The organism is Bdellovibrio sp. HCB-110 (assembly GCF_047323225.1).
Taxonomy (GTDB): Bacteria; Bdellovibrionota; Bdellovibrionia; order Bdellovibrionales; family Bdellovibrionaceae; genus Bdellovibrio.
In genome coordinates this window covers 2,433,765-2,459,578 of the sequence record NZ_CP178750.1, presented here as the reverse complement: position 1 = coordinate 2,459,578, position 25,814 = coordinate 2,433,765, and the positions used below count along the sequence as shown (strand labels likewise).

The 25,814-nt window shown below is 45.3% G+C and carries 20 protein-coding genes; 10 read left to right on the top strand and 10 right to left on the bottom strand.

Annotated elements, in window-relative coordinates; translation table 11 throughout:
• The first annotated feature begins 57 nt into the window (after positions 1 to 57).
• From ACL934_RS11830 to ACL934_RS11820, 3 genes are all read left to right on the top strand, one after another.
• Positions 58 to 2,142 (top strand): AarF/UbiB family protein, encoded by a 2,085-nt coding sequence (locus ACL934_RS11830; RefSeq protein WP_374073694.1) that lies wholly within the window; start codon positions 58 to 60, stop codon positions 2,140 to 2,142.
• 112 nt (positions 2,143 to 2,254) lie between these two features.
• On the top strand, positions 2,255 to 3,688 hold the full coding sequence (locus ACL934_RS11825) for an MFS transporter (protein WP_413612270.1): 1,434 nt from the start codon (positions 2,255 to 2,257) through the stop codon (positions 3,686 to 3,688).
• Positions 3,689 to 3,823: 135 nt separating this feature from the next.
• Positions 3,824 to 6,574, top strand: coding sequence for an Ig-like domain-containing protein (locus ACL934_RS11820; protein ID WP_374073692.1), 2,751 nt, complete (start codon positions 3,824 to 3,826; stop codon positions 6,572 to 6,574).
• Here the strand turns inward: ACL934_RS11820 and ACL934_RS11815 are convergent.
• Positions 6,571 to 7,914 (bottom strand): MATE family efflux transporter, encoded by a 1,344-nt coding sequence (locus ACL934_RS11815; RefSeq protein ID WP_374073690.1) that lies wholly within the window; start codon positions 7,912 to 7,914, stop codon positions 6,571 to 6,573. The genes ACL934_RS11820 and ACL934_RS11815 overlap by 4 nt on opposite strands.
• Entirely contained in the window at positions 7,901 to 8,449 is a 549-nt protein-coding gene (locus ACL934_RS11810; protein ID WP_374073688.1) for a NifU family protein, read from the bottom strand. The genes ACL934_RS11815 and ACL934_RS11810 overlap by 14 nt, the downstream gene beginning before the upstream one ends.
• Positions 8,450 to 8,684: 235 nt before the next feature.
• Between ACL934_RS11810 and ACL934_RS11805 the strand changes: the two genes are divergently transcribed.
• Genes ACL934_RS11805 through ACL934_RS11790 form a run of 4 tightly spaced genes read left to right on the top strand, consistent with a single transcriptional unit; the run spans position 8,685 to position 12,368 of the window.
• Positions 8,685 to 9,608: a class I fructose-bisphosphate aldolase gene (locus ACL934_RS11805; RefSeq protein WP_374073686.1), complete on the top strand. Its 924-nt coding sequence runs from the start codon at positions 8,685 to 8,687 to the stop codon at positions 9,606 to 9,608.
• Complete coding sequence (lysS, locus tag ACL934_RS11800) at positions 9,608 to 11,086, top strand: lysine--tRNA ligase (RefSeq protein ID WP_374073684.1); 1,479 nt, start codon at positions 9,608 to 9,610, stop codon at positions 11,084 to 11,086. Before ACL934_RS11805 ends, lysS begins: the two co-directional genes overlap by 1 nt.
• Positions 11,083 to 11,925 carry a sulfurtransferase gene (locus tag ACL934_RS11795; protein ID WP_374073682.1) on the top strand — a complete coding sequence of 281 codons (843 nt, stop codon included), beginning with the start codon at positions 11,083 to 11,085 and terminating at the stop codon, positions 11,923 to 11,925. Before lysS ends, ACL934_RS11795 begins: the two co-directional genes overlap by 4 nt.
• Positions 11,916 to 12,368 carry a YiiD C-terminal domain-containing protein gene (locus tag ACL934_RS11790; protein WP_374073680.1) on the top strand — a complete coding sequence of 151 codons (453 nt, stop codon included), beginning with the start codon at positions 11,916 to 11,918 and terminating at the stop codon, positions 12,366 to 12,368. Before ACL934_RS11795 ends, ACL934_RS11790 begins: the two co-directional genes overlap by 10 nt.
• Here the strand turns inward: ACL934_RS11790 and ACL934_RS11785 are convergent.
• From ACL934_RS11785 to ACL934_RS11760, 6 genes are all read right to left on the bottom strand, one after another.
• A complete protein-coding gene (locus tag ACL934_RS11785) occupies positions 12,302 to 14,443 on the bottom strand; it encodes an ATP-binding protein (RefSeq protein WP_374073678.1) in 2,142 nt (713 codons plus the stop codon). The two genes, ACL934_RS11790 and ACL934_RS11785, sit on opposite strands and share 67 nt — an antisense overlap.
• 54 nt (positions 14,444 to 14,497) lie before the next feature.
• A complete protein-coding gene (locus ACL934_RS11780; RefSeq protein WP_413612269.1) occupies positions 14,498 to 15,385 on the bottom strand; it encodes a trypsin-like serine peptidase in 888 nt (295 codons plus the stop codon).
• Between the two features lies 1 nt (position 15,386).
• On the bottom strand, positions 15,387 to 15,899 hold the full coding sequence (locus ACL934_RS11775; RefSeq protein ID WP_374073674.1) for a hypothetical protein: 513 nt from the start codon (positions 15,897 to 15,899) through the stop codon (positions 15,387 to 15,389).
• A 78-nt stretch (positions 15,900 to 15,977) separates the two neighbouring features.
• Positions 15,978 to 16,709: a c-type cytochrome gene (locus ACL934_RS11770; RefSeq protein ID WP_374073672.1), complete on the bottom strand. Its 732-nt coding sequence runs from the start codon at positions 16,707 to 16,709 to the stop codon at positions 15,978 to 15,980.
• A gap of 111 nt (positions 16,710 to 16,820) precedes the next feature.
• A complete protein-coding gene (locus ACL934_RS11765) occupies positions 16,821 to 17,210 on the bottom strand; it encodes a hypothetical protein (RefSeq protein ID WP_374073670.1) in 390 nt (129 codons plus the stop codon).
• Positions 17,207 to 18,154 (bottom strand): HD-GYP domain-containing protein, encoded by a 948-nt coding sequence (locus tag ACL934_RS11760; protein WP_374073668.1) that lies wholly within the window; start codon positions 18,152 to 18,154, stop codon positions 17,207 to 17,209. The genes ACL934_RS11765 and ACL934_RS11760 overlap by 4 nt, the downstream gene beginning before the upstream one ends.
• 59 nt (positions 18,155 to 18,213) lie before the next feature.
• On the opposite strand from ACL934_RS11760, the gene recG reads away from it, so the two are divergent.
• From recG to ACL934_RS11745, 3 genes are all read left to right on the top strand, one after another.
• Positions 18,214 to 20,301, top strand: a complete 2,088-nt coding sequence (gene recG, locus ACL934_RS11755) for an ATP-dependent DNA helicase RecG (protein WP_374073666.1) — start codon at positions 18,214 to 18,216, stop codon at positions 20,299 to 20,301.
• A 101-nt stretch (positions 20,302 to 20,402) separates the two neighbouring features.
• The gene (locus ACL934_RS11750; protein WP_374073665.1) at positions 20,403 to 21,236 is read left to right on the top strand and encodes a TIGR02147 family protein; all 834 of its coding nucleotides are present in this window, start codon (positions 20,403 to 20,405) and stop codon (positions 21,234 to 21,236) included.
• Positions 21,237 to 21,329: 93 nt separating this feature from the next.
• On the top strand, positions 21,330 to 23,837 hold the full coding sequence (locus ACL934_RS11745) for a hypothetical protein (RefSeq protein ID WP_374073663.1): 2,508 nt from the start codon (positions 21,330 to 21,332) through the stop codon (positions 23,835 to 23,837).
• Positions 23,838 to 23,865: 28 nt separating this feature from the next.
• On the opposite strand, the gene ACL934_RS11740 is transcribed toward ACL934_RS11745, so the two are convergent.
• Complete coding sequence (locus ACL934_RS11740; protein WP_374073661.1) at positions 23,866 to 24,678, bottom strand: substrate-binding periplasmic protein; 813 nt, start codon at positions 24,676 to 24,678, stop codon at positions 23,866 to 23,868.
• A gap of 336 nt (positions 24,679 to 25,014) precedes the next feature.
• Positions 25,015 to 25,704, bottom strand: a complete 690-nt coding sequence (locus ACL934_RS11735; protein WP_374073659.1) for a hypothetical protein — start codon at positions 25,702 to 25,704, stop codon at positions 25,015 to 25,017.
• Positions 25,705 to 25,814 lie beyond the last annotated feature (110 nt).

The window sequence follows — 25,814 nt, the reverse complement described above, 5'->3', positions numbered from 1 at the left end:
GTCAGGCCCACAGAATGCATGTTGTCCCTTATGAAGTTTACTTCCAAAGGGTGTATCATGTTGAGACAGCTCAAATTCATTTTGATCGGGATCGTATTTGTATTCAAATTTGCTTGGGCAGCCACTCCTGAATCCACAGGACTCTTTCTGGCTTTTGAACAGCGCCTCGCACTGACCTATGCTTTGATGGCGCAGGGAGAAAGTGCAGAAAAGAAGGAAGAAATTCTTTCGCGCGCTAAGAATTATTTTAAAGGTGTTTACCAAACGCAAGCTCAAACGGTTAAAGTAAAAAACTTTAATGAGTTCCTCACGCGGTTCCGCGGTGAATGGCCCAACACTCACAGCGTAGAAATGGATTTAAATATCATTGAAAAGCAAGGCCCTCGTGCAATGAAGACCTTTGTTGCCGACAGTCCTCGTGTGCAAAGACAAATTGATCAATATATAGAATGGCAACTGAATCAACTCAAATCATCGGCAGAGGGTAAGGCTGAAGGCAAACTTCAAATCGAAGGCCTCGGTGCTCAAGTTCTGGCTTTGGCGCAAAATCCGGCAGGACAAAAGATCGCTGAACAATGGGTTCTCAACGAAAGTGATGCTATTCTCAGTGATCGTATGAAAGAGTTGGACCGCGTTGGTGAAAAAATGGCGGAATCAAGTTTTGCTCAACAGCAAGATGCAACGATGCGTATTTTCATGCAGACGATGTTTAGTGAGTACTTTTCTCGATTAAGTCCTGCTTCTAAGAAACTGATCGTGTCTTCATATTTGGGTGGTGACCTGAATATTAGCGATATTAAAAAGTTTGAAGTGATGGTGCAAAACAGCGGTCCTCAGTTACAAAAACTTTTGCAGGTCGTGGCTCGTCAAGCGGATCTCGGTCCTGAGATGTTGGAAGTTTTCCGCGGTTTGGAAAACTCGGTGCGACCTGTCCCTTGGGTGCAAGTGGATGAGATTCTTAAAAACGAAAAGAATAACTATAAATTTACTTATTTTGAAAGAAAAGCTTTGGGCGTAGGTACGATGGCGCAGGTTCACCGTGCGAAAATCACAGTGGACGGTGAAAGACACGATGTGGTCGTGCGTTTTATCAAGCCTGGGATTGAAGCTCGCGTTGCTGAAGACAGTAAAATTCTGAGTGCCGTGGCGGAAATCTTAGACTCCAACCCTGAATTTAGAAAAACGGGCGCTCCGAAGTTAGGTCCGGTGGTCGCAGATATTACAGCAACGGTAACGGCAGAGCTGAGCCAAGAAGATACCATTGCCCGTCAAAAACTGGCGAAGACTCGCTATGAAAAAACAGTTTTGATGAAAACTCCTGAATATAAAAACTTTATCGAATTCCACGTTCCTAAAATTTACGACGGTAAAGGAAAATCGGAATTCATGGTGCAGGAACTCGTGATCGGAAAGAAGCTCGATAAAGAAGCGGCGATTTTCGTGGACACGATTCCTGAACTTAAGAAAAGCGTGATCGAGCACATGAGTCGAGTGTGGGCTTACGAAGTTCTTTTTGGCGGTGGATTCTATCACTCAGATTTACATCAAGGGAACTTTATGATTCGAGTGACTGAGCCGAAAATTTATGTGAACATTTTGGATTATGGAATGGGCGGTATCCTTTCAGAACACCTGCAACGTCAAGTGATGGTTTTGGGTGCTGGAACGGAATTGAAAAATCCGGAGCTCATTGCCAGAGCCTTCTGGAAGATCAGTGATAAGTCGCAAAACACAGTGAACGAGACTCAATTCAGATCTTTGGTGAACGAGCGTTTGAATCTGATTGTGTCTGGTAAAGAAACCAAAGCTTCGTTGGAACATTGGACGGCGTGGGCCATGGACAACGGTCTTAAACTTCCTTATGAGTTTATCAGCTTGAATCGCGGGATCGTTATTGTGAATAAACTTTTGGCTGATAGCGGAAGTCCATTGACGGTGACATCCTTAATGAAGTCCTTGGCGAAATCAAACCCGGTTGTGATGTACAAACGCCTTGTAGTTGAAGAAAAAATCTCCCACAAGGATTTAATCAAACTCGGTTGGTCCGAAATCAAAGACATGATGTATGGATCTTCGCAGCAGCCTCCAGTGAAAACACCTGTGTTCGTCGCTCCTCTTCGTTGCGAGACGGTGTTTCAATAGATCTTTGTGACTTTACAGTTTTTAATTAAAGTTCGGAAATCTTAATAGAATTCATTTGTTCTGAATCGACCCCTTCCCAACAATGGAGCTATCCAAAGGAAGGGGTTTTCTTATGGCAGCATCTGCGGACGCCGTTATTTCAACAACAGAGAAAAAAAATATTTGGAAGGTTATTGCTGCTTCCAGCGCCGGAACTTTGATTGAGTGGTATGACTTTTATATCTTCGGAAGTCTTGCCACGATCATCGCTGCCCATTTTTTCCCTAAAGGAAATGAAACCGTGGCTTTATTAGGAACGCTCGCCACCTTTGCCACGGGATTCATCGTTCGTCCCTTTGGAGCTTTGGTGTTTGGACGTGTCGGTGATGTTGTCGGACGAAAATACGCTTTTATGGTGACGTTGTTGATCATGGGACTTGCGACGACAGCCATTGGCCTTTTGCCAAGTTATGAAAGCATTGGTGTGATGGCTCCGATTTTGTTGTTGGCTCTGCGTTTGTTGCAAGGCCTGGCATTAGGAGGCGAATATGGAGGGGCTGCGACCTATGTGGCCGAACACAGTCCTGATGGAAAGCGTGGGTTTTACACCAGCTTTATTCAGACCACAGCGACTCTCGGTTTATTTGTTTCTTTGGGAGTGATTCTTGTCACGCGGCTTTCCATCGGCGAAGACTCATTCAAAACATGGGGATGGCGGGTGCCGTTTCTCTTATCGGTTGTTCTGGTGATTGTCTCTTATGTGATTCGTCGAAAGATGCAAGAGTCTCCTTTGTTTATGCAGATGAAAGCCGAAGGAAAAACATCTAAGAGTCCATTGCGGGACAGTTTTCTTCATCCAGAAAATCGCCGGTTGGTGATTCTCTCTTTGCTTGGGGCTACAGCCGGTCAGGGTGTGGTTTGGTATACAGGACAATTCTATGCGCTTTATTATCTGCAAACAGTTCTTAAGGTTGATTTCGTTTTAGCCAATCAGATCATTGCGACGGCTCTTCTTTTTGGGACTCCATTTTTCATTGTCTTTGGTGCGCTTTCAGATCGCATCGGACGTAAACGTATTATGATGGCGGGATGTTTGATTGCCGCACTTACTTATATTCCGATTTACAAAGGAATGGAGGCTTACTCCGGTTGGAATCCGATGGACCCTAATGCCACGGCGATGAATCCCAATATCTTCATGCTGACGTTGCTGGTTTTCATTCAAGTGATTTACGTCACGATGGTGTATGGGCCTATTGCCGCCTTCCTCGTTGAGCTTTTCCCGACACAGATTCGTTATACGTCGATGTCTTTGCCTTACCATATTGGTAACGGTGTCTTTGGAGGTTTGGTTCCCTTTATTGGAACGGCTCTTGTCGCATCGACGGGGAATCATTTTGCGGGGCTTATCTATCCTATTGGTGTTGCGGTTATGACGTTTATCATTGGTAGCATTTTTATCAAAGAGCGCAGCGTCCAATGGCACTCTATAACGTCTCATTCTGATAAAGGTGGTGGCACGGGTCGTCCTCGTTCAGCGTCGTCTCCTCGTGATGCATATCCCTAATTTATAACTTAGAAACTGATTGAGTCTCACTTTGAAGCTCAATCTTAGGCTGTAAGCGCCGATAAGTTTACTATGCACGTTGGCGCTTCCACAATGGGATTATCTCTGCGATCTTTCTGGAGAAATTGTTTTCTCGTGCTTCTGTTATTTTCCTTGTCTGCGTGTTCTGAAAGAAATCTAGAAATCGGTTTTTTAAGCAAAGCCATTCAAGGTAAAACAGAGTTCAATGTCGACAATGCCATTGCTGAAGGTGACATGCTTCCCGACGCGACAGAGTCTTCCATTCCTATGGAGATCTCTTGCAGCAGTACTGTCAACATGGTCGAAGTGCAAAATCCGCAAAGCAAAGAGTGGAAACAAGTCACGGATCTTGTGCCAGGTTTGAACTTTGACTGCGCGACAACAGGCAAAGTTTCTGTGGCTGTTCCTATAGACTATGCAGCGCCTTACGTGACGCCAATAACGTCCGGGGATTTTCGTCAGGATTTTCAGATTCGTTGGAAAGTGAAAAATCTAGAAGGGGAAACGTCGGTTTACTATCGCACTCTTTCAGCTCTTTTCAAAGCTCCTACGGTTTCAACACAGGCCCTTGATATCAATATCGCCGCCACAAATGCCGGTTACACGGTTTCGGGAAACTGTTCTTTGCAAGGTGGATCTGTTATTGTGGAAGGCCCTTTTGCCAACGGGAATATCACAACGACTTGTACTGACGGAAGTTACACGGCCGCAGCAGATATTGATTCAGCATATCCAAGCGGGCCTGTCTCCATTCGGGCAAAACACCAAAAAGCGACAGATGCACGCGCTTATGGGGAAGCGGAAAAGACTGTGCAGATCGACGTTCAAACGCCAACGGTCAGCTTTACAAGTCCTACACAAGGAAGAGTTTTTAACTATTCCGATGTCGGAGCCGCGAATGCCATCACCGTTCAAGGATCTTGCAGTGAAAGCTTGATGGATGTCGATCTCTATTTGAATGGAACTAAAGTGACTACGGCGACATGTGCGGTCGGATTGAATTTCAACGCAAACGTCGTTATTCCTGAGGGAAGCTTTACGCTCAAAGCTAAACACACTGACGAAGCGGGAAATACCGGCGAAAGCATTGTTTTAAATTTGCAAAAAGATGTTACACCTCCGGGTGGTTTTGCAATCATGGGTGTCCGCTCTTCTGCTAGTGTTGATGATGTCACCACGGATGATTTATTGACGGCACAAGGTTTAAGGGTTGATCTGGGAACTGCTGCAGACGCTGTTAGTTACGAAGCCTTTGTCAAAGACAACACTGGAACAACCACTATTTGCCCAAGTCAAACCAGCAGTTCTAGCTACATTACTTTTTCGTGCACGTTACAACCAAACATCACGTACAAAGTTTATGCCCAGGCCAAAGATGTCAATGGTAACACCACGATGGCTACCAATGCTGCGTACCCATTTACGACCCAATTCCCGGTTCCTCAGATCATCAGAATCTATTCAGATGTTACAAGCAATGCGACATACAAAGCAGGTCAACAAGTTCCGATCTTTGTAGAGTTTAGCAGAGCCATCTCTTTCACTGGATCGATCGCCTTGAATCTAAATACAGGTGGCTCCGTTGGTTCTCCGACTCTTGTGGCGAGTGGAACAACGTTGAGATTTAACTATATAGTTTCAAGTGGGCAGTATGCCGCTCCACTCGGTGTGAATTCTATGGATCTCAATGGAGGGCGTATTTACGATGCTAACAATACCGTCGTTGATGCCAACGCCATTCCCGCTACGGACACGGGAGCAAACTCGAGCTATCTTAAATCTCGCAATATTAAAATTGATGCGCAAAATCCGGATCCGGTGACAGGGCTTACCTTAGGACCTATTCCTTCTAGAATTTTTGATTCTCCAACAGTTTCGTTTGGTCTCCCTAGCGATCCGGATCCTGTAAGTGTAACCATTCGTATCGTGAGAGATTCTGATGGCGTGGAAATGGTAGGATGGAGTCAGTCAGGATCAGGAGTCTTCTTCAATATGTCAAGCAATGTGACCTTAGGGACAAATTATCGTGTCCAGGTGAAAGTGCTGGATCCCGTGGGGAATGAAAGCACGATATCTCAAGTATTATTTACGAGCTTCAATTGTCCGGCGTCAGATTTAGCTTATGTTTACAACCCGGCAGCTTCTAGTGTTGGAGCTTTTTGCGTTGGAAAATTTGAAGCGAAGAATTCTCTATCCAGTCCTCAGTTTATTGCGACGGGAACTCCCCTGATTGGCATCAGTCAGATGGATGCGGTCGCGGCCTGCCAGAATCGGGGATCAAAGTACAAGGTCATAACAAATCAACAGTGGAATGCTTTGGCGGATCTTATTCGACAGCAGCCGGGGAATTGGTCGGGTGGTTCTGTCGAGAGTGGTATTCTTTATCGTGGGAATACGATTTTGAATGTGACTCCGGCAGCTGCCAATACGGCAGATCCTTGTAGTCCGACCGATGCAACCATTTGCGGTGATCAATCGGCTCGACGTAGATTTGTTCTGCCTTATGGTCAAGAGGTATGGGATATCGCTGGGAATGCCTGGGAAGTGACTCGTGAAACTGACAACAACAGTGATACAGGGTATTCCCCTAGTAGCGGCTATGTCTCGAATCTTGCATGGGTGGGCGGACAACTTCGCGCCCTTTATGGAACTTCAAATTCATGCCCGGCTCCGTCTTCAGGAGATTACTGTGGTTACGGTAAGTTGGATTTCTCTTTGATTCCTAGCGCAGGGTCCAATATCGTCATTTGGCGCGGCGGCACTACTTATCAAGGAAGAGACGCCGGAGTATTTGCTGGTTTAAGAGCGGGGAACGGAGGATCTTCCGTTACCAATGGCGGATTCCGTTGCGTGTATGAACCTTAGTTCTTAACAAATCGACGACTTAAAATATGAAATCTCCACGTCAGTAAGATCGAAGCGAAAATAAGTCCAATCAAAAGACCGATCCAAATTCCTACAGGCCCTACACCTAAGTGGAAAGCCAAAAGATATCCTAGCGGAAGTCCCATGATCCAATAAGCAAAGAACGCAATGATGCTTGGCCATTGTGTATCACTCATGCCGCGAAGGGCGCCAATTGCCACGGCCTGAATTCCGTCGAAGATTTCAAAGATCGCAACCACGACAAAAAACTTCGCGGCCCACTCGATGACATCTTGATCTGAGACGTAAAAAGTCGGGAACCAGTGGCGCAGGAAAAAGAATCCCACGGCGCACAGACTCATGTAAGCGGCACCCAGCTTGATTGCTGTAAATCCCGCAAAACGCGCTAAGGAGTAATCGCCACGGCCCAACTCATAGCCAACACGAATGCTGGCGGCAATGCCAACTCCCAAAGTGATTAAGAAACTTGTGCTCGCTAAGCTGATCGTGATTTGATGAGCCGCTAAAGGCATAGCACCGAACCATCCCATCATCACGGCAGCCGACGAGAAAGCACCAACCTCAAACAAATAGGTCAGGCCATTGGGAATTCCCAAACGGATGATGTTCTTTAAAAGATGGTGATCAAAACGATGAGTCCATCTTTCGGTAAGATAGTGTTTAAAATGAGAATGAAAATGCACATAGATCATCATCACCACAGCCATCAAAGTGCGGGCAATTAGCGTGGCCCAAGCAGAACCATTCAGACCTAATTTTGGAAATCCATAGTATCCATGAATGAGCACATAGTTTCCGGCGATATTGAAAATCACGCCGAAGATCATCACATACATGGCTACTTTGGTTTTACCAATACCATCGGTAAACTGTTTGTAAGTCTGATAAATCAAACTTGGCAAAACCGACCATGCGATGATTTCGAAAAACGAACTTCCTAGTTTTAAAACTTCTTGAGTTTGTCCAAAGTAATGCAAGTTGGGAAGAAGCACATAAAGAAGAGCAATCACGAAACCACTGATCGCCAACGCCATGGCGACACTGTGTTTAAGAAGCACTCCTCCGTAAGGATAATTTTCCTGGCCCTGCATGCGTGCAAAAAGAGCCGTCATCGGAGCCAGCATGCCGATTCCAAAAATCAAAAAGACGATAAAGACACTTCCCGCAAAAGCAGAAGCACCCAATGCCAAAGGACCTAAAGCGCCGACCATGATCGTGTCAGCAAGAGTGATCAGATTCTGACCCACTTGACCAACAACGATAGGACCTGCGAGTTTGGCGAGGAATTTACTTTCGTGAAAAAATTTAGATCGAGACAACTTCTTGAATCTCCGGGAAAAGTTCCTTCATGCGAGTCTCAATGCCCTCTTTCAGGGTGATCGTCGAACTTGGACATCCCGAACACGCGCCCTTCATGTGAATATAAAGGATATTACCTTCATATTTAGAGAATACGATATCGCCTCCATCAAGGGCGACAACCGGGCGGATCTCACGATTCAAAACTGATTTGATATTGCGAACAATAGGAGCATCGTTTTCGTCGTCTTCAGGCATTGCCACGAATTCCACGACCACGGGCTCATTGCGGTCCAAGTGCTCCTGAATCAAGCCACTCAAAGGTTGAGCCAAAAGTTCCCAATCCACCCAGTCTTGTTTAGTGACTGTAATGAAGTTAGGTCCTACGTAAACAGAGCTTGTCCAAGGAAAACCAAAGATTTTTGAGGCCAAAGGAGAGCGTTCAGCATCCTGAGCCGTCGGACAGTCGAAACCTTCCTGCGTGACCTGGCGAGGAAGGATAAACTTCATCGTCGCTGGATTTGGAGTGGGTTCAAATGTAACGTTTGTGCTCATAAAATCCTCATTTAGATGCTGCTTCAGCCTGCGCGCCCCGGCGCTCCGGCTCTGCCGACGTCCGCCGAGAAAGTATACCACAGTCTCTTTTCTGCCAAGCGTGTTAATCTCTGAGACGCGCTTGATTATATAGAAAAAACTCAATAAATTTACAGCGCTCAAAGAGCCCTCTGAGAAGACTTCGAGGTCTTGAATTTGAGTTCTACACATGTTTTCGCAGTAACAGGAGATTTAGATGACGCCAAGAGTTAGAGAGATTTTAAGCTGGTACGGAGCTGACAACCCAGGAGTTCTTACGAATTTAGCTCGTATGATGAATCACGGAAAGCTCGCTGGCACTGGTAAAATGGTTATCTTGCCGGTGGACCAAGGTTTTGAGCATGGTCCCGCTCGCTCCTTCGCGAAAAATCCAGATGGTTACGATCCTGCGTACCACGTAGAACTTGCGATTGAATCTGGTTGCAATGCTTACGCGGCTCCACTCGGTGCTATCGAGGCGGTTGCTCGTGATTATGCTGGTGAAATTCCATTGATCTTGAAAATCAATAACTCCGACACTCTTTACGGCGATAAACGTCCTATCTCTGCAGTGACTTCATACATCGATGACGCTTTGAGATTGGGTTGTGTGGGTATTGGTTTCACAATCTACCCAGGATCTGGTGAACGTAAACACATGTACGAAGAAATCGCAGAAGCTTCTCGCTTGGCAAAACAAGCAGGCCTTGTTGTGGTGATCTGGTCTTACGCTCGTGGCGAGCAAATCTCTAAAGAGGGCGAAACGGCGATCGACGTGATTGCATACGCAGCTCACGTAGCGGCTCAACTGGGCGCGCACATCATCAAAGTAAAACCACCAACGGCACACATTGAACAATCTGCAGCTGCAAAAGTTTACCAAGAACAAGGTATCAAAGTGGCGACGTTGGCAGACCGCACTCGTCATGTGGTTGATGCTTGCTTCAAAGGCAAACGCATCGTGATCTTCTCTGGTGGAGAAGCGAAGGGCACTGAAGAAATCTTGAAAGAGGTTTCTGAACTAGCTCAAGGCGGTGGCTTCGGTTCCATCATGGGCCGCAACGCTTTCCAACGTCCAAAGAAAGAAGCTATCCAATTGTTGCATAACGTGATGGAAGCATTTGCAGGAAAAAAACTATAATGAGCATCAACGAGAATCCTTTAAGAGCCGAGAAACGTAAAAAACTTCATGCCCTTCGCGAGAAAGGCATCAACCCTTATCCTTATGTTTTTGAGAATAAGGCGAAGATCTCTGAAGTGGTGGCTGAACATGCAGCCACTCTTCAATCCGGCGAAAAAAAGCCTGAGTTTGCTTATCGTATTGCAGGTCGTTTGATGACTTTGCGTATGATGGGTAAAGCATCTTTCTTTAACATCCAAGATCAAACAGGCACAGTGCAAGTTTACGTAAAGACAGAAGAGCTTTCCGAGCAAGATCGTGAAGCCTTCAATCTTGTCGACTTGGGTGATATCGTTGGTATCGACGGATTCGTTTTCAAATCTCAAAAAGGGGAGTTCTCGATTTATGCAAAGAGCTTCCAGATTTTGACTAAAACAATCGAACCATTGCCAGAGAAATTTCACGGCGTTCAAGATATCGAAATCAAATATCGTCACAGACATTTGGATTTGATCTCGGATGCGGACTCTCGCAAGGTTTTTGAAACTCGCTCTAAGATCATCAAAGAAATTCGTCGTTTCTTGGATGATCGCGGATTTATGGAAGTGGAAACCCCGACTCTTCAACCGGTGTACGGTGGAGCCGCGGCGACGCCATTTACGACTCACCATAAAGCCTTGGATATGAAGCTTTATATGCGTATTTCTCCAGAGCTTTATTTGAAACGTCTGATCGTGGGCGGTTTTGAAAAAGTTTATGAGATCAGCAAAAACTTCCGTAACGAAGGTATCGACCGCACTCACAATCCTGAGTTCGCGCTCCTTGAGTTCTACGAAGCTTACACGGACTACAACTATCAAATGAAACAATTTGAAGAGTTGATTTCTCAGTTGGCTTTGAAAATCACGGGCAGCATGAAGGTTTCTTACCAAGGAAAAGAAATTGATTTCACTCCTCCTTGGAGACGTTTGACGGTTCATGACGGTGTTCGTGAATACGCGGGCATTGATCCAGATAAGGCAACAGAAGAAGAATTGTTCCAAGCCATCCGTAAACACGGTGGCGACATTGATAAGCCAGGTAAAAAAGGCGAAATGATTATGGAACTTTTCGAACTCACAGCGGAACAGCACTTGTGGCAACCGACGTTTGTGATGGATCATCCTGTGGAGATTTCTCCATTGACGAAGATCCACCGTAGAGACAACCGTTTGGTGGAGCGTTTTGAGCCATTCGCAGCTTGCATGGAAATCGGAAATGCTTACTCTGAGTTGAACGACCCTGAAGACCAATTGGCGCGTTTGAAAGAACAGGAAGCCAATCGTGCGACGGACGAAGAAGCTCACCCAATGGATGAAGACTTCTTGCTTGCCATCGACGCTGGCATGCCGCCAACAGGTGGTGTGGGTATCGGAATCGAACGTATCGTCATGATCATGACGGACCGACCTAGTATCCGCGACATTATTTTCTTCCCGACGATGAGAATTACGAAATGAAGTGGGGGCTTTTAGTTGCCTCTCTTGCTGTCTTGGTGGGCTGTCAACAAAAGCCCACCAAAATTGTGACACAAGAACCCGTCATCGGGGAAAGTATCACCGCTGAAAAACTAATGAAGGATAATCCAGTTATTTTGGATGCTCGTCCGGCATTTGAGTTTAACTTGGCTCACGTTCCGGGGGCCATCAATGTTCGTTGGGAAGATTTCTCTCAACAAAATCCAAAGTCTCGCGGACTTTTGCAGACGGATCTTTTTGCGCTAGCTCGTCGTCTTTCTTTGATTGGTGTTGATCCACAAACCAAAGTTCTGGTCTTGGGAAAAGGCCCGCAAGGAATGGGTGAAGAAGGTCGTATCGCCTGGACTTTAAAAGTTTTGGGTGTGAAAGAGGTTTATACTCTTCTTCATAACTCCTATCGCGAAATGAACACGACCAAAGAAGCCCCTCTTGTTCAAAATAAGGCGTATTGGAAACCCGAGGTGGCAGAAAATCTGGCGACGGATCTGAAAGACTTTAAGGCGATGGTCGGTAAAGCCGAAAGTGCTTTGGTGGTGATCGATGTACGTTCTCCGCAAGAGTTTGCTCTTCGCAATTTGTCGCAGGTGAAAGATGTCAAAGTTCCTGTGGTCAATATTGAATGGAGTGAGTTCTTTGGTGAAAAGGGTTTGCCAAATAAAAAAGTCGAACGTGCTCTTTATGAAAAGAACATTTCTAAAGACACAAAGATTTTGATTTTAAGCAATCACGGTGTGCGCTCGGGAGCTGTGACTTACGCTTTGAACTTTTTAGGATATAAAAAGGCCAGCAACTTTGCTGGAGGATACGAGCAATGGAAATAGATTCTCAAGAGATGATCGCCATCCTGAAGGATAAGATCGCTCTTTATGAACATCTGGGCATTGAAGTGACTAGAATCCGTTCTGAAGAAGTGTGCTTTCGTGTTTCTTTGGAACAAAGTCGCAATCACAAGGGAACGGCTTTTGGCGGAAGTCTTTATGCGACGGCAGTTTTAGCGGCTTATGCTTTGGTACTTGCGGGTCTGAAAGAGCGCAAAATCCCGACGGAAAATATCGTGATCGCCAAAGGGGAAATTCAGTATTTCCGTCCTGTGGATACTGATTTTGAAATTATCTGTCGCTTTCCATCTCCGGCTAAAGAGGAAGCTTTTTATGAAGAGCTTCTTAAACATGGCCGCGTGCGTGGCTCTTTGACCAGTCAGATACTAGGTGAAGGCGGTTCTTTGAAGGCTTCATTGACAGGTGTCTTCGTCGTTAAATTATGAGCTAAGATTTCAAGAATCTCCGCTTTCTTGACGGGTTTTACCGCGTAAGAATCACATCCACTGGCAATAGTTCGTTGCAGATCTTCAATCACGGCTGTTGCTGTTAAAGCAATGATCGGCGTGTGTGGCAGTTTCTTTTCTCGCTCCCAAAATCGAATCAGTTCTGTGGCGCGATAGCCTGTCATAATGGGCATCTGCATATCCATAAAAATCAAATCATAGTGAGTTGTTTTGAATTTATCGACGGCCTCTTGACCGTTGACCGCCTCCTCGCAGTCAAAGGGAAGATTTTTAAGATAATGAATCATCAAGACACGATTGTCTTCAGAGTCATCAACAAGGAGAATACGGAAACGGCGGTTGGGGAATTGCGAAGTCCATGAAGCCACGGGAGAAGTTTTTTTCTCTAAGTGACTGCTAAAATCCGGGCGATGAGGCAGAAGAATACGGAATGTCGTGCCTCGTCCGGAAAGACTTTTCATTTCCATAGTTCCACCCATGATCTCCACAAGATTTTTTGAAATGACAAGCCCCAGGCCGGTGCCACCATACTTTCTAGTAATACCAGGATCTGCTTGAAAAAAGGGAGAGAACAGACGGGACTGTTTGTCTCGGGGAATGCCGATACCTGTATCTTGAACTTCGATGATCAGTTTTTCAGTGGCACCTTTTTCAATTTTGACATTCACCCGCACGTTGCCTTCGCTGGTGAATTTCAGCGCATTTCCTATGAGGTTAAAAAGAACCTGGCGTAAACGAGTGGGATCACCCCATTGTAGTTGGGGAACTTCAGCGTCGATATTAAGTTCAAAATGAATTCCCTTTTCTTCGGCTTTGATTTGCAAGATTTCAAAGACACTGCGGATGGTGCCATGCAAGTTGTAGCTGACATTTTCCACCGTTAAAGCCTTGGCTTCGATTTTAGAAAAATCCAAAAGGTCATTGATCAAAGCCTTGAGATTTTCTCCGGCATGACTGAAAAGAGTCAGATAGCGTTCCTGATCTTTAGAAAGTTGAGTTTCTTTTAAAAGCTCCAGCATTCCTAAAACCGAATTCAGAGGCGTTCTGATTTCATGACTCATTCTTGCTAAGAATTCTGATTTGGCTTGGGAAGCTTCTTCGGCCTGTTCTTTGGCAGCTTTGAGTTCACCCTCTGTTTCTTTAAGTTTCGCCAGTTTCTCGGTCAAACTGGTCACGGCCGAGCCCGTGATTAAAGAGCAAAAGCACAGAGTGAGCAGGGTGGCCGGAGTTTGCACGAGGACGGGATCGTTAGCCCAAGGAAGATGCAAAATTTTGGGTAGAGAAATGGTGATCGCCATAATCCACGTGTTAATTAAGAGGGCAGCATAGAGGCCATACCACGCCGCCGATATAAGAATCAAAATTCCGTAAACATACCAGGTCTGGGAAAGGGGGAGTGAAATTCCAATGATCAAACTTCCGGCAAGAATACAGATTCCCAGAGCTCTTTCTTTTTGGCTGAGCTTTTCAAAACGCAAAGGAGGCAAGGATTCGTAGACGAAAAGGGACAAACCTTTTTGATAGAGATAAGGCGATAATAAAATGAGCAAAGGCAAAGTCACAAAGACAGCTCCGGTCAAATTACCGATGGTAGCGACCAAAGAGGACCATACGAACATGGCTCGGTCCATGAAGCCTGTTATGACGAAGATCGCCTGAATAGCCATCGAACAAAGGACTGACGGAATTAAAAGACCATAGACAAAAAAGAGACTGATGTTTTTAGGTGTGGGTTTCCAAGTAGAAAAATTTTTAAAACGCTCGCGAACCAGCATCCACGCGATGAAGACTTCCAAGGTTTCTGGAATGGCATAGATGGGATAGAGATAGGGTCGGGGAAGCGAAAGTAAATAAGCAGCTATCAAGGCATTGATATAGACTCCGACAAGAACCCGAGGTCCCCACCACAGGGACATGGCGACTCCAAGGTTGATAGGAAAGTAGATCCAGTACACTCCTTGGTTTGTCGCAAACGGAAGACTCACAAAAGTCCCCATAAGAAGAATGAAAAAGGGCAGAGGCCAAGTCCACCACGGCAAAGATTTCGTGTTCATAGTTCCATTCTAAAGAACTTGAAATAAACTGACTAAACACGAACGAGAAATATGTTAAAGGTCAATAAGAGATGCTTTAAAGAAACTTTCACCGAAACATTGGCCATTCTTACAGCGGTGGATGTTAAGACAGCCGCCTTCCGTCTGAATACGGAAGATGTCGTCTTCCAAGAAATCTTCCATGCCAGTGCTCAGAATGCCGATCAACTCATTGTTGGTATTAAACAAGGGGGAGCCTGAACTGCCCGCAAAGGTATCCACTTCCACTTTAAAAAAGTTTTTTTCCGGAGAATATTCGGCCACTTTGCCTATGTCTTTTTTCAACGGAATTCCCAAAGGGTAAGACAGGCTTACGACTTCTTCGCCACGCCCAAGAGTTTTTTCTTCGGCGATCTTTACGGGTGTTACGTTCTCAACATCGCGGTCCAACTCGACGATGGCGTAGTCAATTCCTTTTGCACGATGTGTTTTTTGTTCGATAACGTTTTTGCAGTGATAGACGTCGGCATCACGAACAGTCTTTGTTAAGGACTTTTGTAAGTTCCAGCCGAACATAAATTTTGTTCCAGCACAGCGCTCTTTGCTTTGCATGCAGTGTCCGGCTGTAAGAACTTTGTTGGGAGCGATCAATACACCAGAACAAAGTCCCAGAGCTTGTTGTTTGACGAATTTTTCATCAGGACAAAGGGGATAGTGCTTATCCAGAGCTTGAGAATCAACACTCCACAAGTCCCCTTTTTGAGTCATCTTGCGCCCTTCCACAAGAATGGCTGTCGCAGAAGCGATATTTGCGTAACTGCCATTTTCGTAAAGATCTTCTCGGGTGTCGTCGCCGTAAAGAACACCCGTGGATTGTTTCATCTCCACTTCAGAAGTGGAAGTGCGTTGCTCGCCGCAAGCAAGAAGCAGAAATGGCAAAAGAAGAAGCAAATACTTATTCATTTTACTTATTCTCCGGTTTTGGATTTACAAGACCTGTCACAATACCATTGATGGCCAGGTATCCGTCGTCATGGGCACTTTTCTTAGGGCTCATGTGCAACCAGTGCACAACACCTTTAAAAGGTGAATAGGGATCTGCGACAAAATCACCACAAGCGACGATCTCATCGCCCGGTCTGTTTTCCGGAAGCGGGCCGAATTTAGTATTGTAAATCACTTCAATGCGGTCGTCTTTGGTGGAAAGATCTTTGTCGAAATCGACTTCAAAGTGAACGTGTTTCTGGCGGTCTTCCATAATGCGCACGATGATGCCTTTGATAAACGCACGAGCGGTCTCTTTTTTATCAAGATGATCGCGCCACACCAGAACTTTATTTTCGTTAAATTCCAGTCGGTCTTTTTTATCCATGCACGCAGGCAATTTGGCAAAACCCGAGGAAGAAAATAGCAGCAGAAATGAGAGGAGAAATAGACCTTGTTTCATCGAGAAGAAATATAACAGAAGGGAGGCCATGTTCCTTGATGGAAGAGAAGGGTTGGCAACTATTTCAAGGATGTCTAATATTTTGACACCCTTGAAAAATTCTCGCCTTTATTTCGCGCCGGAATCAATCCAGCGTTTCATATAATCCAACTCGTCGGCCGTCAGAGGGGCAATGCCCGTGCGAGTGGGAGGCATGAAACGCTTGTACATGCCGGGGACAGTGATTTTATAAAGGATGCTGTCCTCGGCCGTCTCTTTAAGAAGCCCCTTCTCATTGATATGAGCGACATCTTCAAGCACTGTTTTCTTCGCGGTCTCCACCGTGTGGCAGCTTAAACATTTTGGTTCAAGGATTTCTTTTTTTAGATTATCAAAACTCACTTCCAGAGTTTTAAAATCCGTTTTCGGCTTGGCTTTCGGTGCTTCAGCTCCAGCACACGCAGGAAGGTCTTTGACTTTTTGAACTTCCAGGCGATTGTGGAGTTGATCATCAATCCAAGTTTCTAAGATCTGTTTTTCACAGGCCGTTAAAGGCTTATAACCGCCAGAGCGGGGAGGCATGGATTCTTTATGGATTGCACCCAAGATAGAATCTTTCTGCGCCAATACTTTTTCTGCCGTATTCATGCTGCGATTGCCAGTAGCGTGGCACTCCATGCAAGTTCGCATAGACACAGAAGTCACAACTTCAAAGCTGATTTTTTGATCGGCAAATTGAAAAGCGCCAATGCGTGGTAAAGAATCTGAAGTTTTAAACAAACCCACTTCTTCCAGAGCATAACTGCATCCAGTTAAAGTCAATCCCAGCATCGCCAATGAAATCCAAAGAGTCTTTTTCATAAGGCCCAGGTTTTACCAAACTTTGATGACTCTGGGAGAGATCTTTGAAGTCCTGAGAATTTAATACAGGAGACTGTCTAGAAAGCCGACAGATTTAAAATAGGCAAGGGCCTAGTGGCGGCCCTTGATTTTCAGTTTCTGAAAGAGGTCATTTTGCTCGGAAGCGGGTTTGCGAGTACCGCGAGCGTCATTAATACAAGACTGGCGTTGATCGTCGGAAAGATCTGTATCTTCGCCGCATTTGTCTAAGGCCTGAGGATTAAAGCTTTTGCCTTTGATGCTGTCCCAGCAAGACCAAAAAGCTTTGTCTTCTTTTTGCAAATTGCAGACAGTGCCAGCGTACCAATCGACTTCTTCTTTTTCTGTGCGCTCTTTGCAGGATTGGATTTCTTTTTCACCAATAAAACGATCACAAAAACCAGCAGGATTTGCAGGCTCGATTGCCAGAGCAATCAAAGGAATGCTCGCAATCAAGATCAATGAATACAAAACGTTCTTCATGAAGCGACCTTAATTTTAAATAAGACAGAGTACATGGCCTTCAACATATCGGGATCATAACGACCCGCTAATTTTTCTTTCATCATCGTGACCGCATCCAGAGGAGTCATCGGCACGTTGTAAGATCTTTGCGTTGTCATCGCATCGTAGGTATCCGTGATGGCAACAATACGTGCGAAAGGATGAATCTCGTCAGCAACTAACTGCTGAGGATATCCATTGCCGGCCCAAGATTCATGATGTTCAAAGCAGGCTGCTTTGATGGCATCGCTAATGTTAGGATGATTATTTAAAATCACGAGACCGTACTGCGGGTGCATTTTCATTTGCTCCCATTCCGCGTCTGTCAAACCGCCTTTTTTGCACAGAATATCCAAGCTCACATTGCGCTTGCCGATATCGTGGAAAAGGGAGCCCACACCGAGTTCCTCTAAAGTCTTCGCATCATAACCCAAAGCTTTTCCAAGCCCCAAAGAGTAGATGCTGACATCGAGAGAGTGGTTGTACGTGTAAAAATCATGTCCTGAAAGAGAGATCATAAAGCCCATCGCTTCAGGAGCATTTTCCATCAGATCAATAAAATCTGTGATGATCGGACGAGAGTCATCAAGGGCTTTATTTACATCCGGATTTTCGAAAAGATCTTCCATCAAAGCGACAGAAGACTCCCGCAGGATTTTCGCCTTTTCGAAAGGATCAATGAGATCTGAGTTCATCTCTTCACGAACCCAGTCACGGTACTGCTGTTTATCTTCCGTTTTTACGAAAAATGAATCCCCCGTGTCTTTACGGTGCATCGCTTTGATCTTCCCGTCAGAGAGGCGATCTCCGGCGCGCAAGTACAAAAGATGCTTTTGATCCACATAGACATAAATATCAAAAGTGGTGATTTTATCGGGACGGATGGTATTTAGGCGGATGCGAAAAAAAGATGACGACTCCATATCAAAATTCTGCCATGGATACATTGACTTAGAAACAAAATCCTGAATAATCGAAGGCGATGGCCCTTCGTCTAGACACCCAAATTCAGTACCTTAAAGGAGTCGGACCCAAGCTCGGCGATCTCTTCTCTCGGAAGGGATTAAAGACTTTGGGCGACCTGTTTGAGTTCTATCCGAGAGCCTATGAAGATCAACGGGCCGCGCGCAATATTTCCAGTCTCAAACCGGACGATATTGTCAGCATCAAGGCTCAAGTTGTTGCGGTTCACAGTATCAATATGGGACGTTCAACGCGGAAAATGTACGACGTTGTTGTCCGCGATTCTTCCGGTCAGATTCATTGCAAGTACTTCCGCGTTCCTTATAAAGGATATTTTGAACGCTTTAAGCCGTTCACAGATGTCCGGGTCGTGGGAAAAGTGACGGAGTACCGTGGGCGCATTGAATTCCATCATCCCGACATTCGCGATATCGAACCCGATGAAGAAACTCAAGATGCTTTGATCCCGCTCTACACAGAGATCGAAGGACTTGCGACGGCAAAGATCATGAAACTTGTTCGCCAGGCCTTCGCACAAATCGAAGAATGGCCGCCGGAAGCTTTGCCAAAATGGATTCTTGAAAAATATCAACTGAAGCCTCGTAAAGACGCCTTAAAAGAAATCCATTATCCGGAGCCAAGCCGAGCCTCTGAATACGCCGAATTCCGAAGTGCCGCGCAAAAAAGAATTATCTTTGATGAGTTCTTTTGGTTAGAGCTTTATCTCGCCTCTAAAAAAACAGGCTTCCAAAAAGAAGGAGCCCCGCAGATTCACAACAAAGGCGAAAAGATGAAAGCGTTGGCTTTATCTTTGCCTTTTGAAATGACGGGCGCTCAAAAAAGAGTCTTCTCTGAAATTAAAGCGGATATGGAAAAATCTCACCCCATGCACCGCATGGTTCAAGGGGATGTGGGAAGCGGTAAAACTTTGGTGAGTTTTATGGCGGCTCTTTATACCATTGAAAGTGGATTTCAGTCCTGTTTGATGGCGCCGACAGAGATTCTCGCTGAACAACATTTTAAAAATGCCAGAAAAGTTTTAGAACCTTTGGGAATTCGTTTGGCTCTTTTGGTTGGAAAGACCAAAGCGTCCGAGAAAAAACAAATGCTCGCAAGCCTTCAAGCCGGTGAAATTGATTTGATCATCGGTACGCATGCGCTGATTGAAGATGATGTGCAGTTCGCAAACTTAGGACTTGTTATTATCGATGAACAACATCGTTTCGGGGTCGAGCAACGGGGTGTTCTTAAGAACAAAGGAAAATCTCCCCATTTCTTGGTGATGACCGCAACGCCGATCCCAAGAACTTTGGCAATGACTGTATATGGTGATTTGGACGTCTCCATCATCGACGAAATGCCTCCGGGGCGCAGTCCGATTCAAACGCGCGCGACTTTTGAAAGCAAACGCCCGCAAGCTTTGCAATTCATGATGGAACAACTGCAAAAAGGTCGTCAGGCTTATATCGTTTATCCTTTGGTGGAAGAGAGCGAAAAGATTGATCTGAAGGATGCGGTATCTGAATACGAAAAACTCAGAGAACAATTCCCCCAGGTTAAATTCGGTCTTTTACACGGAAAAATGAAACCCGATGAAAAAGATCAGGTGATGACTCAATTCCGTAATCACGAAATCCAGGTTTTGGTTTCGACAACAGTGATTGAAGTCGGTGTTGACGTGCCTAATGCGAATATTATGATTATCGAGCACGCCGAGCGTTTTGGGTTGTCGCAACTTCATCAGTTGCGAGGTCGGGTGGGACGGGGAGAATACAAAAGTTTCTGTATTCTGATCATGGGTTATGCCGTTTCCGAAGAAGGACGGCAACGTACGGAGATGATGGAAAAAACTTCGGACGGATTTAAAATTGCCGAATTCGATCTTGAGATGCGTGGGCCTGGAGAGTTTATGGGAACTCGTCAGTCAGGGCTTTCCGGATTTAAATTAGCAAATCTAGTGCGTGATATGCAGATCTTGCAACAAGCACGGGAGGCGGCTTTTGAGGTATTAAGAAAAGATCCAAAGCTCAGTTATGTCGAAAACAAAGAATTGCGCGAAGAGCTGTTGCGTGAACACGGTCCCGCAGCTCTTGCGGGAATCGCCTAATTTTATCACCAGTATAATTCTGGAAACGGTCTTTGGGCTTGGGCTGCGTTTTCCAGATTGTTGTGCTTATTGTGCCATTCTACCATTAAGACATGACAGAAATGGCAAGCATCTACGAATACGACGAGTACCGCGAATATCTTCGGGACAAATTCACTTATCTTAAATCGACCTATAAAAAAATGTCCTTGGAATTCTTGGCAAAAAAAATCGGGATTTCCAAATCATTTTTAAAAATGGTTCTAGATGGCGAACGCCACCTTTCCATGGATAAGCTTGTCAGTGTCGTCAAAGCATTTGAAATGAGCCGCGACGAGAAAAGCTTTTTCATTTTTCTCGCTTGTAAAAACATGGTCGATGACAAGGATATGAACTCGTTCTTTGGAAACTTGTTGAAAATCCTCTCCACGCATAAAGGTGCTTATTTCCCGACTCCGGAAGAGATCAAAGTGGATCGTACGGTCTACGCCAGTTCTCTGAGTATGATCATTCAAACCATGCGGCAGCTTGACGGTTACCAGGAAGATGCCGTTTGGATTAAAAAACATCTTAAAGATCAAAAAATTTCACTCAAAGAGATTCAAGAGGTTCTGGCTAATCTTAAACAAAATGAAGTGACCAATTCCCGACCGCAAGGAGTTCTTTACCCCACGTATGACGGCTTTATGAGAACGCGCGTGGGCTTAAAATTAGCGTCTGAAGTTTGCGCCGCTCCACTGACGTATCGCCCTCTTAAAAGTTTTATGGTGACCTACACTCTGGATAATGAATCTCATGACAAAGCCTTTGAGATTTTCACAGAGATGCACGATAAACTTGAAGCCCTTGAGCAACGTTGCAAAAAACCGACGATGGTTCTTTTTGCATCGAATAACATGTTCACGGTTGCGGACACGATCCCACCTAAGCCATCCGATCTTGATTCCTCAACTTAATACCAACTGATATTGGTTCCGTCTCAATCTGAGATCATTAAAAACTTTGCTTAGGGGCTTTAAATAGATTGTGAATAATCCGATAAGTTATTCATGATTCAGTCTTTCTATAGAACGTATCGGTGGCTGATTTCCCTCGTCATTGTTCTTTCTTGTACGGGTTGTACATTGGAAGCAATTCTTGAGAGAGGTGAATCATCGAGTGAACTAATCGATGCTATCCCTCTGGTTCTCACAGTTGATGTGGGAGCCGCGAAAACTATTGAACCCCTTGGAGGAACTCCTCCTTACACCTATAGCTCTGCTGCTTCTGGATTTCTTGATACTTCCACTGGGCTCTATTCTGTTCCGGTCAATGCACAAGTGAGCGAAGAAGTTATTGAAGTGAAAGACAGTGCCGGAAAAACCTTTGCCGTCACTGTTCGTCGCAAAGGTTTTCGCGAGTTCAGAAGAATTGAAATGCCGCAATCTGCGCAAGATCAAAATTTTGTATCGGATGCCGTGTGGTTGGCTTCTGGAAAAGTGCTCACGACGGCCGTGGCTAGTGACAATTCAGGAGAACGTTGGGCCACGTATCGTAGTTCTGACGACGGAGTGAGTTGGACTCGCGTCGACCATTTTATGGGATTTCACTACTTTGGTGAATCTCATCCACTGGCGATGGCCGCCAAAGGAAGCACTGTTTTTGTTTGCGGCTATGGTTACTCCTATAATGCCACGGCTTCGGATCCCAACTCCGCATGGTTTGTGAGAAAATCCACGGATGAAGGAACAACGTGGACCACCTCGGATGAGTGGTGGGAAATCGCCGGCAATGATCACGTTTGCTACGATATCGCTGTTTCTCCGACGACAGGATTCATCTATGCCGTCGGATACAGTGACACGGTGTCTGGAATGGCATGGACGATTCGTGAAAGCCAGGATGATGGAGTAACTTGGACGACAATCTATCAAACAGCTCCACAAGCTGGTGGGTACGAAAATCTAGCCGCCCAAATTGACATTTCTCCTTCAGGACATCTCTTTGTTATGGGGAAAACCGGAGCTTCAAATAATATGTATTTTCTAAAAGGCACATTCAGTATGGGAACATGGTCTTGGACACCAGCCACCACCATTCCCGCTGTCGTGCCATTCGGTACTTACGAACTTCGTGGAAGTTTGCAGGTGATTGACGACAACACAGCTTTTTATTCATGCGGAGTTGATTTCGGTAAAGTTTATCGAACCCTAGATGCAGGTGTAACCTGGACTCAAGTTTATTCTGGACAGAAATACCTGCAAGGAATGACTTTAACTGCCTCGGGAACTTTAATTGCGGTTGGCGGCGATAGAACCGTCTCTCCTCGAGATTGGAAAGTGGTGTCTTCGTCCGATGGCACAACGTGGACAGCAACGGATCTTGATGCGACTCTCAGTCCGCCAAAGAATCCTTACGGTGTGACGATTGTATCGCACCCGTCAAATAATAAGGTCTTGGCGTTCTCTTCGAACCAGCAAGATTATCAGTCGGCGGTGGCTTACTCTGCGGATGCGGGAGCTTCTTGGAGTCTCTTAGGAGAAGTGCGATTTGAATGGGCCTTTTGGAGCTCCGTTAGAAAAGTCATTCGCACGTCGCCTTCAACTTTGTATGCGATCTTTGATACGGGCGACATGGAAGGAGATTGGCCGTGGGTGATTTCAAAGAGTACGGATAACGGCGTGACATGGCAGGATTCGGATCGATTTAAAACGGTAGCAGATGATACTTATGTCGCGGATCTTCTTCAGGGGCACGACGGTGCTATTTACGCGGTGGGTATGAAAGACGGCAATAAAATCATCCGCCGAACCACAGACGGGGTGACTTGGAGCGAAGTTTATTCTACTGGCGGAAGTTGGGGGAGTATGTTTTTGGCCAAGAGAAATACATCGGAAACTTATTTCGTATCTGATGACGGTGCCAATATCCAAGTTGCGAAAACGACAGATGGTGTGACGTGGAGTGTGGTTAAGACATTTGCTACGCCAGGTGGTGTGACGGACATCGAACTTAAATCCTTTATGGTGGATAGTGCAGGTTACCTCCATGTATCACTTTTAGAGCGTATAAATGCCGCTGGAACCCTTGTCATTTATCGCTCGACAGATGGGGGCGGAAATTGGACGGAAACTTTCAGAAGTTCTTCTTTTCCCAGTTACTGGGATATCTCTGGGTCTTTGAGATTAAGCCCTGATGGAGGAATTTTTGTAATTGAAAGCACCAGTTCTTTGCCTTTGAATTCCGTCGATAACGGTGCGACCTGGAGTTCTTATGCCAGTGCGCCAAGTAATGTTCTCGATGTGGGCTGGAGTGACAGTACCGCTTATTTTATGATTCAAGATCCTACATTGGGAACTGTAGTTGTCACCCAGGGAGCTACACCTGGCACGTGGACCGTTGTTGAAAGCCAGAGCCAAAGGGAAACTGTCGGTGATAGCGTGGGCGAATACGAGATGGAGTTAGTGACCAATAAGTTTATGAATCTCGGTCCTTCGGAACTTTTGCTCAACTACACATACAATGACGCTTATCTGGGGTCGCGAACTATTCTGAGAGTTCTCGATAGCTCTCAATAAATGTAATTTTTGTGGCATGATGTACGCATTATTGTTTGTATAGCGGCTGAGTCAGATAGCTTGCAGGAACAGATTCTCTGTAAATAGGTTTGTTGTACCAGGCTTTCAAAATTTCCTTATATCGTCCCGACTTATGAAGCTGTCGCAGGCCCTCATTAAATTTCTCAATGAGATGAGGACCGTTTTTGATCTTTTTAGAAATCACCAAATGATATTCAGATTTATGAATCGCACGAGGATGGTGGGTGAACTTTTCAGCCTCTTTCCCGTAAAGCCTATGCAAGTACACGTAGCCCACCTCCAAATCGCTGGGAACAGCCTGCACGCGATGGGTGAGGAGCATATGAAAACTTTGCGTGTCTGAAGTCAGACGCAGAACTTTAATGGTGCCATCTTTTTCGGCCTGAATAAATTTATCTCCCATTCCGCCATATCCGCGAGTTGTTGCAATCTTCACATTTTTCAGGTCGGGATAGTCTGTCCATTGGAGAGGATAAGACTTTAAATGAAAAAAAACATATTGGCCGGTGTAAAGAACATCACTGTAAAGGTACACCTTTTCGCGCTCTTTCAAGCGGACAAAGGCGATGGTCCCGTCCCATTCACCAGACTTTGAAAGTTCACTCGTGCGAACCCATGGGAAGAATCCTAATTTAATGTCGATGCCCACATTGGCAAAAGCCTCGCGAGTGAGGTGGGCGATAAGTCCATTGTCGTCTAAAGACTCAGAAATAAAGGGAGGCCACTCTCCCGTTGACAGACGAACGGTCTCTTTAGAGAAGGCAGAGGCGTGAATAAACAAAATAAGAACCAAGAACGACGCCGCATTCAGCAATTTCACTTAAGGCCTCCGTCATTCAAAATGTTACGGTTGAGGATAGGTAAAAGCTAGATGATTTTGTTCTGGCAGGTGTAGGACGGATTATGAGGGGCGGTTGCCCGCATGGACGCTCAAGGTAAATAACAGTGACGGGGCCAGTTTAAATGAGTCTGGCGCGATCGCAGAAAATCTTACTTTTTTCCTGCGACATTTCGACTCTTATTGATTGAAGGGGCGTCAGTGACGTACACCGATTTAGTGGGATCGCCTGATCCCAAGAAACTTTGTACTGTGGAGCAGGCGAGTAAATTTAACGCAATAAAGATGAGGGTTAACAGGCGAATCATAAAGCTCTCCTTATTTCAGACTGTAACGCTTGATGATTGTATTCGGTCCTTTAACGCTCGCAGCTTCGGCGTTAACAAGTGCCAACGTCGAATTGTTAAGCTGGGCGTCTTGAATATTTCCACCCACAACAATGATGCGGTTTTGCGTGCCCTTAATATTTTCAATTTGCGCGAAGTTGCATAATATCAACGTCGTGTTATTGATATGGATTGATTGTGCCACCCCAGAGTCTTCACTGGCTCTGACAAGAACGTAACTTCCGTAGTTTCCATTGAGCGCGGTGACTCTTTGTACATCGACTTTGATACTTTCGTGATTAAATTTTAGATCCAAGTCATAGACTGATTCCGTTAATGGTTCGGAGGCTTGACAAGCTTTAATAGCTCCAGCGACTTCGGTATCCTCAATGTCTTCTAAGGCAGTGGGTGTCGTAGGTTGTGACACATCTTCTGCGTTATCGGGAGTGGTACTGCCCCCGTTACTAGGAACTTCTTTTTTGGGTTCTTCAATATCTTTAACTGGATCGGCGCCTGGTTCTTCGACATCAGCCACAGGCTCCGCGATATCTATGGCCTCAAGAGATAGTTTTTGATCGCTTACTGCGATTCCGTTTGTTCCCAGTTTGGAACAATTTTGAAAGCCAAAAAGTAAAACAGGCGTAAGCATCACTACAAAAATATATGTTTTATTGATCTTCATCTTTCCCCCTAAAGCAACACGAAGAAGTAAAATGCAAAAACAGTGCTCCACTAATAATTAACGTTAAAACGAATCTAGCACATTTGAATTGTCAGGTTCTCAAATCCGTT

Excerpts from the sequence above, each read along its gene's own strand:
- ACL934_RS11775 (WP_374073674.1), bottom strand. The coding sequence starts at position 15,899 with ATGGCCTCCCTTCTGTTATATTTCTTCTCGATGAAACAAGGTCTATTT.
- ACL934_RS11765 (WP_374073670.1), bottom strand. The coding sequence starts at position 17,210 with ATGAAGAACGTTTTGTATTCATTGATCTTGATTGCGAGCATTCCTTTG.
- ACL934_RS11770 (WP_374073672.1), bottom strand. The coding sequence starts at position 16,709 with ATGAAAAAGACTCTTTGGATTTCATTGGCGATGCTGGGATTGACTTTA.
- ACL934_RS11745 (WP_374073663.1), top strand. The coding sequence starts at position 21,330 with ATGATTCAGTCTTTCTATAGAACGTATCGGTGGCTGATTTCCCTCGTC.
- ACL934_RS11785 (WP_374073678.1), bottom strand. The coding sequence starts at position 14,443 with ATGAACACGAAATCTTTGCCGTGGTGGACTTGGCCTCTGCCCTTTTTC.
- ACL934_RS11750 (WP_374073665.1), top strand. The coding sequence starts at position 20,403 with ATGGCAAGCATCTACGAATACGACGAGTACCGCGAATATCTTCGGGAC.
- ACL934_RS11780 (WP_413612269.1), bottom strand. The coding sequence starts at position 15,385 with ATGAATAAGTATTTGCTTCTTCTTTTGCCATTTCTGCTTCTTGCTTGC.
- ACL934_RS11825 (WP_413612270.1), top strand. The coding sequence starts at position 2,255 with ATGGCAGCATCTGCGGACGCCGTTATTTCAACAACAGAGAAAAAAAAT.
- recG (WP_374073666.1), top strand. The coding sequence starts at position 18,214 with ATGGCCCTTCGTCTAGACACCCAAATTCAGTACCTTAAAGGAGTCGGA.
- ACL934_RS11760 (WP_374073668.1), bottom strand. The coding sequence starts at position 18,154 with ATGGAGTCGTCATCTTTTTTTCGCATCCGCCTAAATACCATCCGTCCC.
- ACL934_RS11805 (WP_374073686.1), top strand. The coding sequence starts at position 8,685 with ATGACGCCAAGAGTTAGAGAGATTTTAAGCTGGTACGGAGCTGACAAC.
- ACL934_RS11810 (WP_374073688.1), bottom strand. The coding sequence starts at position 8,449 with ATGAGCACAAACGTTACATTTGAACCCACTCCAAATCCAGCGACGATG.
- ACL934_RS11735 (WP_374073659.1), bottom strand. The coding sequence starts at position 25,704 with ATGAAGATCAATAAAACATATATTTTTGTAGTGATGCTTACGCCTGTT.
- lysS (WP_374073684.1), top strand. The coding sequence starts at position 9,608 with ATGAGCATCAACGAGAATCCTTTAAGAGCCGAGAAACGTAAAAAACTT.
- ACL934_RS11795 (WP_374073682.1), top strand. The coding sequence starts at position 11,083 with ATGAAGTGGGGGCTTTTAGTTGCCTCTCTTGCTGTCTTGGTGGGCTGT.
- ACL934_RS11790 (WP_374073680.1), top strand. The coding sequence starts at position 11,916 with ATGGAAATAGATTCTCAAGAGATGATCGCCATCCTGAAGGATAAGATC.
- ACL934_RS11830 (WP_374073694.1), top strand. The coding sequence starts at position 58 with ATGTTGAGACAGCTCAAATTCATTTTGATCGGGATCGTATTTGTATTC.